Here is a 13,904-nt window from a genome sequence, read left to right as displayed (position 1 = left end):
TCTTCATGCTAACCGTCATCAAAAACGTGTTGAGCTACCTGCGAACCTATAAGCTGTTGACGGCTCTCTTTTTACTGACCTTGCTGTTCGACCTCGCTTTCCTTTCGTTGGCTCCCCTGAGTTTTAAGTTCATTATCGACAAAGCTGTAGAACCGCGCGATCTGGGCTACTTCTTCTTTATATTGAAAGTATTAATCGTTAGCGGTGTCATTTGCCTCAGCTTTGGAATTTTGAGTGATTATGTCTTAGCCAAGCTGAATGCACGTGTACAAACTGAGTTGCGCAAACGGCTGTTTGAACACCTCCAATACTTGAATATCGACTTTTTCCATAAAGCACGTGCTGGAGACCTCATCTCTTATTTCTCGGTTGATCTGCCCGCGGTTGAACGGGTCATGACCGCCATGTTAACGACAGGAATTCAGTCGCTAACTGTTGTACTTGTTAGTACGGTTGCCTTGTTTTATTTACAATGGAGCATGGCGATCCTGATCTTGATCGGTGCCATGGTTATCTTTATCGGTCCATACCTGCTTGGACGTCGTGCACACGCTGTAAATGAAAACTACATCAATCAGTTTTCGCAAATGACTAGTGACATTCAGGAAAACATGAAGGCCCAAAAGGTGATTAAAGGCTACAACCTACAAGCGGACATGATCAAAAAATTCAGTGCGCGATTGCAATTATTATCTGTCAGCAGCTACCAAAGACAAGTTATGAACTATCAAATGGAACGCCTTCCTCTGATCAGTCTCCTTTTCATCAACCTCACGATCATCGGATTAGGTTCATACCTGGCTCTGAAAGGTCATATTACGATAGGCGCGCTCATTGCTTTCTTTACGATGTATACCTCCATGGGTAATTCCGTTTTCAACCTGACCTTCATTATTCCTTCCTTTACTGATGCCCAGGTCAGTATGGAAAGAATCGCCCATTTGCTGGATCAACCTCGGGAATCGAACGGTCGTTTTTCCCTATCGCCATCAGACGATAACCGACAGGTGGACATTCGAGTCGACGATGTCACCTTTGGCTATCAGGACAATCAACCTGTCCTCCAAAACGTCAGCCTCCACATTAGCCCTGGCACCAAGGTGGCGTTCGTAGGTTCGAGTGGTTCCGGGAAAAGTACGCTTCTCCAACTGCTGCTAGGCTTCTATGATCCACAGCTTGGGCAAGTACAGGTGAATAGTATCAAGCTACAGGACTGGGAGCGGGGAGCATATAGGGAGCGCATCGGCGTCGTGTTCCAAGACAATTTCCTGTTTCACGGCTCGATCTATGACAATATTCGTATCAGTCAACCATCGGCTACTCGAGAGGATGTTGTGGCAGCCGCCAAACAAGCGGAGATTCATGACTATATAAGCGGTCTCCCCGATGGCTATGAGACCCTTGTACTTGATGAAGGAAGTAACTTTTCTGGAGGTCAGCGACAACGGATTGCTATCGCCCGAGCGATCTTACGTGATCCACCACTCTTGCTATTGGACGAAGCGACCTCTGCGCTCGATCCAATCTCAGAGTCGTCCATCAACCGGACGTTTGAGGAAATTGCCAAGGATCGAACCGTCGTATCCGTCACACATCGTCTGTCATCCATCACAAGCTATGATCAAATCTTTGTATTTGATCAAGGTAAGCTCCTTGATCACGGAAGTCATCAGCAGATGCTAGCAAACGGTGGATTTTACAAAAGTCTGTGGGAAAAACAGAGTGGTCTCTCCCTTTCCCAAAATGGGCAGGAAGCCACAATTGACGAGGAGCGTTTGTCTCGTCTTCCTTTCTTTCAAGGAATTGAGCGTTCTGTTCTAAAAGAAATCTCCAATCTGTTCAACACGGAGACTTACGGTGTGGGACAAACGGTTATTCATGAAGGGGAGCCTGGGGAAAAATTTTACCTCATTGCCAGGGGGAGAGTAGAGATCACAAAATCAACCCCTGACACCGAGACGGGACAAGTCCGTTTGGCTGTTTTGGAGGACGGGGATCACTTCGGGGAGATCGCACTGCTGGAGAACGTACCACGCACGGCGACTGTCTATGCGCTCACACCCTGTGTTTTTTTGACCCTCCAACGCAAGGTGCTATACTACATCCTGTCTAGGTACCCGGAAATCGATGCCCATGTGCGACAGACATTAAAGGAACGACGGAGCTAGGAGTGAATGCTGATGATAGGTAAATTCAGACGATGTGTGAGCGATGAAGATTACGCACAATTCGCCCTATACTTTATCCGCCACCGAAAAGAGTTCCATTCGCAATTTTCCTTGAACGACACATTGGTTCACATTCTGGAAACGATCCAAAACTCCCGGATTATCCTGGTAGAAGATCACTTGGATAACATGATTGGGTGGGTCCATTACCATTATTACAACGCCGATTATCAAGATGACTCTACTGGTGAGATTGCTTTTGTGAATTCGGTCATTATCGCAGAGCAATTTCGAAGCAGTCGCATTTTCCTACAGGGATTTCGTTACTTGGTCAATCAGATCGCCGAGGAGAGTCAGGCCATCAAACTCTTTCAGTTTTGCGCACTAGAAGAAAATGCTTATTTAAATCGATTGTATGCTAAATTTGCGCAACCGATCGGCAAGCGAGAAGGGTACAACGGCATTGAAAATATCTTTTCTACCGAATTTCAGTTACTTCTGTCTTATTTGAATCGAGCGAATATGTCTAATTGACTATTTTTTCACCCCAATGTTATGATTTACATAAAATAACATTTGCGAAAGGAGCGATAGACATGGTACCTATGTTGCCTAGTTTTAAGAAGGATCGCAAGCCCTTTACTTTCTCCAATCTGCTGAAACAAAACGAACAACTGAGAATCGCAGCCACTCCTGCGAAATAATCAGAGCTTAAAAAAGACAAGCTGTCATCGAGAAATATCGCGATGGCAGCTTGTTTTGTTATTTTGATGGGAAAAATAAAAAAAGCACAACTCTGCCACTAAGGCAAAATCATGCTTTTTCTGTAAGCGGAGAGAGTGGGATTCGAACCCACGCACGCCTCACGACGCCTAACGCATTTCGAGTGCGTCCCCTTATGACCACTTGGGTATCTCTCCATGATAAATGTTTGGTCAGAAACATTACTAACTATAGCAAATACATGACAAAATTGCAAGACTCAATCCTCTGTGTTCCTCTTGATTTGCGAGCTGCATTAGGCCAAACTAATAACCATATACCAAAACGGGTTGGACCGTTTTGTTTTATATAGAAGAAGAAAAGTGAGGAACATACATGAAACGTGAACGTTTGGATAAAGTACTAGCCAATATGGGACTGGGCACGCGCAAGGAAGTGAAGGTCCTGGTCAAACAGGGGTTGGTCGTAGTCGAGGGCATCGTCGCTACAGATCCCGGCATGCATGTCGTGGCAGACGAACAGGACATCGTGGTGGACGGAGAACCACTGAACTTCAAGCGTTGGGTCTATGTCCTGATGAACAAGCCACCTGGAGTTGTATCAGCGACAGAAGACAATGTGCACGAGACTGTCGTGGATCTCTTGCCTTATGAATGGGCGATTAAAGTACATCCCGTAGGACGGCTCGATATCGACACCGAAGGACTCCTGCTGTTGACGAACGACGGACAGCTGTCCCACAGCCTGCTTTCTCCAAAGAAGAAAGTCGACAAGGAATACTTTGCTCGAATTGATGGCCGGGTCACGGAACACCATGTTCAGGAATTTGCCAAAGGGGTAGAACTCGAGGACTTCACAACCCTACCTGCCAAGCTAGAAATCCTCTCTTCCGGTGACACCTCTGAGATTCGCGTCACCATTATGGAAGGGAAGTTCCATCAGGTAAAACGCATGTTTGCCGCTTTTGACCTTCACGTGACGTATTTACAGCGTATACGTATGGGCCCTCTCCATCTGGACACAGACCTCAAGCCTGGTGAATATCGCGAATTGACCGAAGAAGAGCTGGACATGCTTCAAAACCATAGATAAAAATAACTTCAGAATAAAATCACAAACCGCCCGATAGCACCACGCTATTTCCGGGCGGTTTGTTTGTATGCTGCAAAAATCAGTTCTCTTTTGGTTGCCGCTTATGACGCAGAGCGCGGAAGAAATCTTTTAGCATTTGCCCGCACTCCTCTGCGAGAACGCCTTCGACGACAGGGACCTGATGGTTAAAGCGTGGTTCTTCCAGCAGGTTCATTAATGTCCCTGCACATCCTGCCTTGGGATCACGAGCCCCGTACACCACCTGCTCGACTCGGCTTTGGACGATGGCCCCAGCACACATCGGACATGGCTCCAAGGTCACATAAAGAGTACAGCCAATCAATCGCCATCCGCCTAAACGTTCGCTGGCTTCACGAATCGCGATCATTTCCGCGTGCAACGTCGGATCCTTTTGGGTTTCCCGCAGATTGTAGCCTCGTCCCACAATTTCCCCGTCGCGAACGATCACAGCTCCGATGGGCACTTCACCGATCGCAGCAGCTTTTTCGGCTTCTTCCATAGCAGCCTTCATGAACGCTTCGTGTTTATACAAATCCTGTTCGATCACTTCGCTGTAAACACACCTTCAAATACCGTTTCAGACAGATCGCGGCGGGCCGATGGTTTTTCCCGCTCCTGCAAAACTTCATTCAACTCTTCTTTGGCTCCTTGGTATCCGACCGCAATAACCGCTTGTGGCTCGTATCCCTCAGGAATTCCAAGTACTTCACGCGCTTTCTCCGGGTCAAAGCCGCCCATTGCGTGTGTAACAAGACCCTGACGAGTCGCTTCTAGAGCCAGATAACCCCATGCTGTACCTGCATCGAATGCATGGGCACGGTTATGCGTGTCGCGAGAGCTGATCGTTTTCGAAATGACGAGAACCAGTACAGGAGCTTTTTCGCACCATACGCGGTTTCCTTCCGCGATAAACGGATAAAAACGCTCCTTGTCTTCCGCTGTACGGACAAATACAAAGCGCCATGGCTGCTCATTGCTCGCAGATGGTGCCCAACGCGCTGCCTCGAACAGGCTAAACAATACTTCATCTGGAATAGCGTCAGACTTGTAAGAGCGTGGGGACCAGCGATTCAAGAAAACAGGATCGATGTCGTGACCTGCTTCGCGATTTTCTTTTACTTGAGGAAGATATTGATTCATCATGTGTGTAAGCCTCCTGCAATTCGTTAAGGTTTATCAGGGATATGAACCCCATTTTATAATAAAGAACAATGTTCTTATTATCGTTTTTCTTCCTATGTACGACTATTTCATAAAATCACCTTTGATCCATCACATGAATTATCGCTTTGGACAAACTACTTTCTCATGCTAATACTCCGCTACATGATTGATTAGTTACGTTTTTTGTCCCTACCTGTTCACATACTCTCTGCGAGATTACATACATTAATGATGTACGGATCATGTATGGAAACTATAGTTGCCTCTATCTGGAGGGATGTGAGTGGGCTTAACCTCTGCAAATACTCTGTTTGATTGCTTTCACAGTCCGACTAAAGGGCTGCTTGCCAAGGAGGATGTGTTCTCCCACATCGAGCAAACCATCTCGTCAATGACAGGTCCGTTTGAGATTATCGTAGGAGCCGATTCACAGCTAAAAAGCCGCGGAACGTTTTTTGCCCTGGTCATTACTGTGATTCGTCCTGGCCACGGAGGCACCTTCTTTTATCACAAATTTCAGGAGCGGCGTTATTCATCACTGCAGCAGCGTATTTTTCAGGAGGCTATGTACGCAGTCGGTCTCGCTACGGAGGTGCGTCAGTATCTTCGCGACCGCCAGCACGATACGCCGATCCGTCTGCATTTTGACATCGGGATGAACGGCCCTACTCGTAAGTTTATCCAGTCCTTGCTAAGCTTAGCAGAGACCAATCATTTTCCGGCTGAAATCAAGCCGAATTCGTTCTGTGCTTCCACGATTGCAGACAAATTCACGAAATGACCGAACAAGCTGGCGGATGCTCTTACCGATCCGTCAGTTTGTTTGTTGTTATTCGTGAATCATTCGCGGACTCCTGCCCGTGTGTACAGTTCCGAAGAGCCACGTAATTTCAACAGCCAAGAAATCTTCTTCCTTCCTCACAAAATAGAGATAATCATATGTCATCACCTTCTGTAAAAAAGGTATATTTTTCCACGATTTTACTTCTACCTTCCCCTCTTCCCTGTCAATAAAAGCCGCAATTTCCCTTTGTACAGGGTGATTGACAACCGGAAAATCGTAAGCTAAGATATAAATCAATTGAAGCGTTTTCACACAGGCGTGTTACTGGTTATGCAGGCATGAGCCGAGAAGATCTTTTTATGTGCTAAAAAGGTTTTTTCGGCTCTTTTTTGTAAAGTAACCGCGTTTGGTTCTAAAGGTGGTGGAATTGGTTGTCCCGAGAACAGGAAAAAGTGTATGCGATCACTCGCGTGTTGAACCACAACGTCGTACTCGTCGAAGAGCCTGACTCCCAGCAGGAGATCGTGCTGTTCGGAAAAGGCATTGGATTTGGCGCAAAGCCCGGGAACACCATCCCTGCCCTTGATCCTCGTGTGGAGAAGCGCTTCCGATTGGAAAGTGAGAGTCATCAAAAGCAGTATCAGACCATTCTCAGCCAAGTGGATCCCGCTGTCGTAGGTATTGCGGAGGAAATCATTGCGTTGATCGCTATCGAGATCACCCCGCAATTAAACGAGCATGTGCACGTTGCCTTACCTGACCATATCCAGTTTGCCATTTATCGACTAAAGAATGGCATGGAGATCGTCAATCCGTTTTTGTTTGAAGTGCAGTCGCTGTATGCAAAAGAGTACGCGCTGGCGAAACGGGCAGCGGACATGATCAAAAAGGCGTTTTCGTTGGATATCCCTGAAAGCGAGATTGGCTTTCTGGCCCTGCATATACACTCCGCAATCAGTTATACACCGGTCAACAAAGCTGTCCAGTTCGCCAACATCATCAGTGAATTGGTCACGATCATTGAGCAACGAACAGGCAAAACCATCGAACGAAGTACTGTCGATTACGTTCGTCTGATCACTCATTTGCGATTTGCTGTAGATCGTATCCGTCAGCAAAAATCTATTCAAAATCCTCTACTGGATCGGGTAAAAACGACGATCCCGGAAGCTTACGAGCTGGCCTCTGAGCTTGCCGACTACATTTCGTCTCGTCTGGAAGTGACGGTACCTGAAGACGAAATCGGCTATATGGCCATGCATGTCTTTCGTTTGTTACAACAATAAATCAATATGAAATCCTGCGTGTTACTAGTTCGACTAGGCATGAGCGGTGAGAACATACGGACATAGTAAGTATGTCGTGTGTCTTTACCTGCTCATGCCTATTTTCGTTCAACGCAAAAGGAGGAACTTATGCTACGCAGTTTGTTTTCCCGTAAAAAACAACAAGAAATCACTTTCCTTGCCCCTCTGACTGGTACGATCGTGCCACTATCTGAGGTGCCAGATCCAGTCTTTGCTCAAAATGTCGTGGGTGATGGAGTAGCGATTCAGCCAACTGAGGGACTCCTGCTCTCTCCGATGGATGCCAAAGTGACGCACCTGTTTCCCACTCATCATGCTATTGGTTTGACTAGTGATACCGGTCTGGAGATCCTCATGCACATCGGGATTGATACCGTCAAATTGAAAGGACAGGGCTTCACTCCTTTTGTAGCTGTCGGTGATCAAGTCAAAGCCGGTGACAAGCTCATCCAGTTTGATCTTGCCACGCTGCAAGAATCCGGTTGCCCGATCGTTACTCCTATTGTGATTACCAACGGCGATGTCGTAGCGGAAAAGAACGTGGTGGCCAAAGCCAATGTGCAAGCAGGCCAAGAGCCACTTATGACCGTCGTTTTAAAATAGCCAACCAAGCAGGAGGTCCCTGATGATTCAATTTGAAGTAACCGTTACAGTCGAGGGCGGGCTGCATGCTCGTCCCGCAGCTCTCTTCGTCAATCGTACGTCGCAGTTCCAGTCCAAGATCACGCTCAACAAGGGTGCGAAAAAGGTGGACGGGAAAAGCATTCTTGGCATCATGACCCTGGGTGTCACCCAAGGGGACCATTTGACTATCGAAGTCGATGGCTCGGATGAAGAGCATGTCGCGGCTGAAATCCGTGAGCTTTTTCATCAAGAATTCGCGAGCTGATTCACACGCGAAAGGAAGGACGGTGAGTTACACATGTTAAAAGGTATACCCGTATCTGCTGGCATCGCGATCGCTCCCATCGTCCGATTGTCCCAAGAGCAGCCTGTCATCCACGAGACCGCGATCACTTCATCCGACATCAAAGCAGAGCAGGCACGACTCGCACAAAGCATCGAGTTAGCTCGTGACCAGCTAGAGCAACTGAGACAGCAGACCGAAGATACGCTTGGCTCGGAAAAAGCCGCTATCCTTTCTGCCCATCTTGCCTTTTTGGACGATCCGGCCTTCGCGGGAGAAATGAACAGCGTGATTGAAAGCCAGCTTCTCAGTGCCTCCGCGGCAGTACAACAAGTATCGGATCAATTCATCTCCCTGTTTGAAAGCATGGATGACGCATACATGCGAGAGCGTGCCGACGACATCCGCGATGTGAGCCGCCGAATCATTCGCAATCTGTCTGGGAATGAGCAGTCTGTGTCCTTCCCTGAAGAGCCTTTCATACTGGTTGCAGTGGATGTAACACCATCTGAAACGTTGCAATTACCGATCCAGCACGTTCGCGGGATCGCTACGGTAAAAGGCGGAGCAACCTCCCATGCAGCGATTTTGGCCCGATCGCTGGGCATTCCTGCTGTGATGGGCGTAGGCGAACAGCTTCTCTTCGAAGTGGAATATGGCACCATGTTGATCCTCGACGGAACCAGCGGAGAGCTTTTCCCCGATCCTGATGGTGAAGCGCTGACCCGTTATCAGGAAAAAGCGGCTCTAGAGCAAATTCAGCGCCAAGCCTACGAAGCCATGAAAGATCTACCAGCAGAGACCCTCGATGGTCATCGCGTACATCTGATGGCGAACATGGCAGTCCCGGAAGAAGCAGATGCACTCGTTGCATCCGGGGTAGAAGGCATCGGATTGTTCCGTTCCGAGTTTTTGTTTATGGACCGTAGCACACTGCCAGATGAGGAAGAACAATTCCAGGCCTACAAACGAGTGGCCATCGCTTTTGGGGAAAAGCCTGTCATCATCCGAACCCTAGATGTCGGTGGCGACAAGCACTTGCCTGCTCTCGATCTGGATCAGGAAGAAAATCCTTTTCTCGGTTTCCGGGCCATCCGTATATCGCTCGCCCGTCCTGAGTTGTTCCGCGTACAGCTGCGCGCTCTGTTGCGTGCCAGTGCATACGGTCACTTGCTGATCATGTTCCCGATGATTTCTCATTTGGAGCAATTACGAGAAGCCAAGAGCATCCTGGAACAGACGAAAACGGAGCTACGGGCTGAAGACGTAGCCTTTGATGAAAACATCGCTATCGGTATGATGATGGAAATCCCAGGGGCATGCCTCCAAGCCGATGCCTTTGCCAAAGAAGTACAATTCTTCAGTATTGGTACGAATGATCTCGTGCAATACACCTTGGCAGTAGACCGTATGAATGCCCATATCGCTGACTTGTACAGCTACTATCACCCTGCAGTGTTGCGCCTGATCTCCCACGTGATCGATGCTTCCCACCGAGGCGGTATTTGGACCGGGTTGTGCGGGGAAATGGCTGGCGATCCTCTAGCGACAGAGTTGCTGTTGGGGATGGGACTGGATGAATTCAGTGGCGCCGCCTCGGTCATGCCGAAAGTAAAAGAGCGTATACGCGCTACCACAAGGGAACAGGCAAAACGCACAGCCGACCACGCCCTGACTCTGTCCACCGTGGAAGACGTCGTCTCGTTCCTGAACAACAAAGCAGACTGACTGTTTTGTTGTTGTTTTTCTCTCCCGCTTGTAAGCGATTTCAAAATAATTGATCAGAATAGTCATCTCCGGGCCATTCTTCGTGCCCTCATCCTCTGCCTTTCATCCGGAGAACGACTTGCTGATATACATCTCATTCCAAGGAGGTTTTTCTTATGCTCGCCTTTCTGCAAAAGATTGGGAAAGCCCTGATGCTCCCAGTCGCCACGTTGCCGGCCGCAGCGCTTTTGCTCCGCTTCGGTGCCATCAACTACGAAACCGAGTTTCACCTGGGATCAGCTGTTGGTGGTTTCCTGAACCAGTACATCGCGCCTTTCCTGCTCGCTGGCGGATCTGCTATTTTCGATAACTTATCTTTGATTTTCGCCGTCGGTGTTGCAATCGGTCTGGCAGGTGACGCCGTAGCCGCCTTGGCAGCTGTGATCGCCTACATGGTACTGACTGCCGTCCTGTCCAAAGTACCTGCTGCTATGCCTTTTATCGCAGACGACGCGAAGCTGAACATGGGTGTTCTCGGCGGTATCCTCGCAGGTGGTGTAGCTGCTTACTGCTACAACCGTTACCACAATATCAAGCTCCCCGAGTGGCTAGGCTTCTTCGGCGGAAAGCGTTTCGTACCCATCATCACTTCGCTTAGTATGGTTATCATCGGATTGCTCTTCGGGATCGTTTGGGGTCCTATCCAGGACGCTCTAACCAGCATGGGTAACTGGATCGTGGGTCTAGGCGCTGTGGGTGCCGGGTTGTTTGGATTCTTCAACCGTTTGCTCATTCCGTTTGGTCTCCACCACGTGCTAAATGCTATCGCTTGGTTCCAAATCGGTGACTTTACAGATGCAGCTGGAAAAGTGGTCCACGGTGACCTGAATCGTTTCTTTGCCGGTGACAAATCGGCTGGTATGTTTATGACTGGCTTCTTCCCGATCATGATGTTCGCACTGCCTGCAGCTGCTTTCGCTATCATCCACACAGCGAAACCGGAAAAGCGCAAAGCAATCGCATCTGTGTTTATCGGTACGGCTCTCGCCTCGTTCCTGACAGGGATTACGGAACCGCTCGAATTTGCGTTCATGTTTGCGGCACCTTTGCTGTATGTCATTCACGCGATCTTGACGGGTATATCCGGTTATATTGTGACTGCGATGGGGATCAAGCACGGCTTTGGTTTCTCGGCTGGCTTGATCGACTACGGACTGAACTTCCCGCTTTCCACCAATGCATGGCTGATCATTCCGATTGGTCTAGCGTTCGCAGTCGTTTACTACTTCCTGTTCCGTATCTTGATTGTGAAAATGAACATCAAGACCCCAGGACGCGAAGATGACGACCTAGAAGTCAGCACATCTGGAGGATCGAATACCATGCAGGAAAAAGCACAAAAAGTACTGACCCTCATCGGCGGCAAAGAAAACATCGTCAACGTCGATGCGTGTATCACTCGTCTTCGCCTCGTGCTCAAAGACGACAAGGTCGTGAATGAAAAAGGCTTGAAAGATCTCGGTGCTGCTGGTGTCATGAAGCTCGGCAAAGGTAGCGTACAGGTAGTCTTTGGTACTCAATCAGAGCTTTTGAAAGACGAAATCACGAAGCTGTAAAGCAAACGCCAAGCAAAACAAAAGTTGCCCGGTAACGGTCTATCCGTCCCGGGCTCATTTATGAACGCGTCGGGTAATCCCGGCGCTTTTTTTATTGGTCACAGCTTTTTTTATTCATCACAGCTTTTCTCTTCGCAACAGCCTACCGGTTCTTCTGCATCTAATTCAATCCATGTCTGGGCCCAATTCTCAATGCCTTTTAACACCGGTTCCAGAGCAAGACCCATTTCAGTCAGAGAATACTCCACCCGAACGGGAGCGGAATCCGTATATACTTGTCGATGCACAAGGCCTTCCTTCTCCAGATCTTTCAGTCGTTCAGAAAGTAGCCTTCCGCTCACAGGCAGAGCACCTTCCAACGCACAGAAACGCTGAGGTCCCGCCAGCAACTGATATAAGATTAGCCCTGTCCATCGTTTTCCTAGCAACTGCATACCTTTTTCAAATCTTGGACAGAGAGAGGACTGTTTCATAGGAATCACCTCATTCTTCTTTCAGTATAACGCTCTTTCGTAAATCCTTCAAAAAGAATGATTGGATTTGGACAATTACTGTACAATTTCAACCATTGACCCAGCGCATTTATTATTATACACTAACTAACGAAAAGTAACCTTGTTACTTACTATCAATTTCTTCTTGGAGGTATTTATACATGTCTACACGTTTTGAATGGAGTGCTCTCGTTTTACGTTTGATTGCTGGTCTCACTTTTCTCATCCACGGTATTGATAAGTTCCAGATGGGTTTGGGAAATGTAGCCGGATTCTTTGGAACAATGGGGCTTCCTGCTTTTATTGCGTACTTTGTCGCTTTCCTTGAACTCATCGGTGGGATTGCACTGATTTTGGGCTTGGGTACTCGCCTTTTTTCGGCCGTTATGGTGGTTATCATGGTAGGTGCCATTCTTACAGCTAAACTCTCTATTGGCTTCTTGAGTGGACAAGCGGGCGCCGGCTATGAGCTGGATCTGGCTTTGCTGGCTATGACGCTCTCTCTCGCTATCAGTGGCAGCTCTAAATACAGCCTGGATGGCGCTCTCTTTGGCAAAAAGAACATCGCGTAATATCCTTTTCAAAAGCGCTCTCCACCACAAGTGTGTGGCTTCGAGCGCTTTTTTTTCTACAAAAAAGAGCCCCACCGTGTTTTGGTGAAACTCTACTATCCTTCACTCACTCGGAAAACTGCAGACGTTCACTTTCCTTGCGCAGCTTTTTACTGGTCGCCCGATGATACAGGCTGTAATAAACGACACCTGCAAAGGCAACGATCAAAGAAGATATCATGTACATGGAGCTAAAATTCATGGACGAAGCAACGATCCCTAACACAAACGATCCGACCCCCATACCTAGATCGAACAACAAATAGTAGGTACCTGTCGCCAAGCCTCTTCGCTCTGTCGGAGATGACTTGATCGCAATCGCTTGAAAGCTGGGAAACACGCTCCCATAGCCCAAGCCAATCAACGCACTGGCGACGAGGAACATGGCAGGACCATGCGCCTGACTGAGCAGCACGAGTCCAATGGCGTACAAAATGATGCTCGGATAGATCACGACATGCTCCCCCAGCCGGTCAAACAGCTTCCCGGTAAAAGGACGCGACAATACAATCATAATCGCATAAATAACAAAAAAGTAGCTGGATACCTCTGACGCTCCAATATCCTTTGCATAGACAGGAATAAAAGTTAGAAGTCCACTATAAGCAAAGGACATGAGACAGGCAGTCAACGAGATCGGCATAGCACCTGGCTCAATGAAGTTTTTCCAGTGAAATTTCTTACCATGTTGCCTTTTCACAGCTGCCTGAGCTTCCTGAACCTTCGTCAAGCCTCCACATGCAAAGGAAACAATAGCGAATACGGAAAGCAGCATGCACAATACAGAGAAGCTGTACTTGTCCATGATCATCAGGCCGACAAACGGACCGATTACCATGGCCAAATTCATGAAAAGTGCATAGTAGCCGATTCCTTCTCCTTTTCGTTCTTCAGGAACGAGATCTGTAGCGATGGCAGCCATGGCAGTAGTGGCAAAACCAAAGCTCAGTCCGTGCACAAAACGTAGAGCCAGTAGAAAGAAGAGGCTGATTACTCCGAAATATGTAAAAGTAGAAACCATAAACAAAGCCGACGCCAAGATGGCCACCTTTTTCTTGCCCAGCTCATCTACCCATTTTCCGGCTATTGGCCGAACGATAACGGCTGCAATAATAAAAGCTGTTAAGGCCAAGCCTACTTCCTGCTCGCCCCCACGCAACGTATCCATGATATAGACAGGCAATGTTGCGAAAAGCGCGTAATACGTAATAAACAAAAACAAACTGCTCAAACAAATCTTGATAAAGTCCCTGGTCCATAGGGGCTGCTTTTGCAAGTGAATCTCTCCTATCCACACGGCACCAAGCTCT

At 48.1% G+C, this 13,904-nt stretch carries 14 protein-coding genes and 1 tRNA gene; 10 read left to right on the top strand and 5 right to left on the bottom strand.

Translation table 11 applies throughout. From position 1 onward, the window contains the following. Positions 1–5 precede the first annotated feature (5 nt). Both AN963_RS18975 and AN963_RS18970 read left to right on the top strand, forming a co-directional pair. Positions 6–2,168, top strand: coding sequence for an ATP-binding cassette domain-containing protein (locus tag AN963_RS18975; RefSeq protein WP_055746048.1), 2,163 nt, complete (start codon positions 6–8; stop codon positions 2,166–2,168). Positions 2,169–2,180: 12 nt separating this feature from the next. After that, entirely contained in the window at positions 2,181–2,702 is a 522-nt protein-coding gene (locus AN963_RS18970; protein WP_055746047.1) for a hypothetical protein, read from the top strand. Positions 2,703–2,999: 297 nt separating this feature from the next. Here the strand turns inward: AN963_RS18970 and AN963_RS18965 are convergent. After that, positions 3,000–3,088: transfer RNA gene (locus AN963_RS18965), tRNA-Ser, on the bottom strand. 178 nt (positions 3,089–3,266) lie between these two features. Between AN963_RS18965 and AN963_RS18960 the strand changes: the two genes are divergently transcribed. Further along, positions 3,267–3,983 (top strand): pseudouridine synthase, encoded by a 717-nt coding sequence (locus tag AN963_RS18960; protein WP_055746046.1) that lies wholly within the window; start codon positions 3,267–3,269, stop codon positions 3,981–3,983. A gap of 79 nt (positions 3,984–4,062) precedes the next feature. Here the strand turns inward: AN963_RS18960 and tadA are convergent, their stop codons facing one another. Both tadA and AN963_RS18950 read right to left on the bottom strand, forming a co-directional pair. Then, positions 4,063–4,548, bottom strand: coding sequence for a tRNA adenosine(34) deaminase TadA (gene tadA, locus AN963_RS18955; protein WP_407922557.1), 486 nt, complete (start codon positions 4,546–4,548; stop codon positions 4,063–4,065). Then, positions 4,548–5,147, bottom strand: a complete 600-nt coding sequence (locus AN963_RS18950) for a nitroreductase family protein (RefSeq protein ID WP_055746044.1) — start codon at positions 5,145–5,147, stop codon at positions 4,548–4,550. Before AN963_RS18950 ends, tadA begins: the two co-directional genes overlap by 1 nt. A gap of 304 nt (positions 5,148–5,451) precedes the next feature. On the opposite strand from AN963_RS18950, the gene AN963_RS18945 reads away from it, so the two are divergent. The 6 genes from AN963_RS18945 to nagE all read left to right on the top strand — a co-directional run bounded on the left by AN963_RS18945 (position 5,452) and on the right by nagE (position 11,489). Continuing rightward, positions 5,452–5,949 (top strand): ribonuclease H-like YkuK family protein, encoded by a 498-nt coding sequence (locus tag AN963_RS18945; protein WP_055746043.1) that lies wholly within the window; start codon positions 5,452–5,454, stop codon positions 5,947–5,949. A 434-nt stretch (positions 5,950–6,383) separates the two neighbouring features. Then, the gene (glcT, locus tag AN963_RS18935) at positions 6,384–7,238 is read left to right on the top strand and encodes a glucose PTS transporter transcription antiterminator GlcT (protein WP_055746041.1); all 855 of its coding nucleotides are present in this window, start codon (positions 6,384–6,386) and stop codon (positions 7,236–7,238) included. Between the two features lie 129 nt (positions 7,239–7,367). Then, positions 7,368–7,862, top strand: a complete 495-nt coding sequence (locus AN963_RS18930; RefSeq protein WP_055746040.1) for a PTS sugar transporter subunit IIA — start codon at positions 7,368–7,370, stop codon at positions 7,860–7,862. A gap of 22 nt (positions 7,863–7,884) precedes the next feature. Next, on the top strand, positions 7,885–8,148 hold the full coding sequence (locus AN963_RS18925; RefSeq protein WP_055746039.1) for an HPr family phosphocarrier protein: 264 nt from the start codon (positions 7,885–7,887) through the stop codon (positions 8,146–8,148). A 33-nt stretch (positions 8,149–8,181) separates the two neighbouring features. After that, complete coding sequence (gene ptsP, locus AN963_RS18920; protein WP_055746038.1) at positions 8,182–9,894, top strand: phosphoenolpyruvate--protein phosphotransferase; 1,713 nt, start codon at positions 8,182–8,184, stop codon at positions 9,892–9,894. A gap of 155 nt (positions 9,895–10,049) precedes the next feature. Beyond that, positions 10,050–11,489, top strand: coding sequence for an N-acetylglucosamine-specific PTS transporter subunit IIBC (gene nagE, locus AN963_RS18915; RefSeq protein WP_055746037.1), 1,440 nt, complete (start codon positions 10,050–10,052; stop codon positions 11,487–11,489). A gap of 110 nt (positions 11,490–11,599) precedes the next feature. Here nagE and AN963_RS18910 read toward each other — a convergent pair whose 3' ends face one another. After that, entirely contained in the window at positions 11,600–11,962 is a 363-nt protein-coding gene (locus AN963_RS18910; RefSeq protein ID WP_055746036.1) for a winged helix-turn-helix transcriptional regulator, read from the bottom strand. 182 nt (positions 11,963–12,144) lie between these two features. Here AN963_RS18910 and AN963_RS18905 point away from each other — a divergent pair, with 182 nt between their 5' ends. Continuing rightward, positions 12,145–12,555: a DoxX family protein gene (locus AN963_RS18905; protein WP_055746035.1), complete on the top strand. Its 411-nt coding sequence runs from the start codon at positions 12,145–12,147 to the stop codon at positions 12,553–12,555. Between the two features lie 106 nt (positions 12,556–12,661). Here AN963_RS18905 and AN963_RS18900 read toward each other — a convergent pair whose 3' ends face one another. After that, on the bottom strand, positions 12,662–13,870 hold the full coding sequence (locus AN963_RS18900) for an MFS transporter (protein WP_055746034.1): 1,209 nt from the start codon (positions 13,868–13,870) through the stop codon (positions 12,662–12,664). Between the last annotated feature and the right edge of the window lie 34 nt (positions 13,871–13,904).

This window comes from Brevibacillus choshinensis, from assembly GCF_001420695.1.
GTDB lineage: Bacteria > Bacillota > Bacilli > Brevibacillales > Brevibacillaceae > Brevibacillus > Brevibacillus choshinensis.
Note: the sequence above shows the minus strand (reverse complement) of the source record. Positions and strands in the feature narration are given on the sequence as shown.

What these genes read in the sequence shown, in the direction of transcription:
- AN963_RS18975 (WP_055746048.1), top strand. Translation starts at nt 6, where the DNA reads ATGCTAACCGTCATCAAAAACGTGTTGAGCTACCTGCGAACCTATAAG.
- AN963_RS18970 (WP_055746047.1), top strand. Translation starts at nt 2,181, where the DNA reads ATGATAGGTAAATTCAGACGATGTGTGAGCGATGAAGATTACGCACAA.
- AN963_RS18960 (WP_055746046.1), top strand. Translation starts at nt 3,267, where the DNA reads ATGAAACGTGAACGTTTGGATAAAGTACTAGCCAATATGGGACTGGGC.
- AN963_RS18950 (WP_055746044.1), bottom strand. Translation starts at nt 5,147, where the DNA reads ATGATGAATCAATATCTTCCTCAAGTAAAAGAAAATCGCGAAGCAGGT.
- AN963_RS18930 (WP_055746040.1), top strand. Translation starts at nt 7,368, where the DNA reads ATGCTACGCAGTTTGTTTTCCCGTAAAAAACAACAAGAAATCACTTTC.
- AN963_RS18925 (WP_055746039.1), top strand. Translation starts at nt 7,885, where the DNA reads ATGATTCAATTTGAAGTAACCGTTACAGTCGAGGGCGGGCTGCATGCT.
- ptsP (WP_055746038.1), top strand. Translation starts at nt 8,182, where the DNA reads ATGTTAAAAGGTATACCCGTATCTGCTGGCATCGCGATCGCTCCCATC.
- nagE (WP_055746037.1), top strand. Translation starts at nt 10,050, where the DNA reads ATGCTCGCCTTTCTGCAAAAGATTGGGAAAGCCCTGATGCTCCCAGTC.
- AN963_RS18910 (WP_055746036.1), bottom strand. Translation starts at nt 11,962, where the DNA reads ATGAAACAGTCCTCTCTCTGTCCAAGATTTGAAAAAGGTATGCAGTTG.
- AN963_RS18905 (WP_055746035.1), top strand. Translation starts at nt 12,145, where the DNA reads ATGTCTACACGTTTTGAATGGAGTGCTCTCGTTTTACGTTTGATTGCT.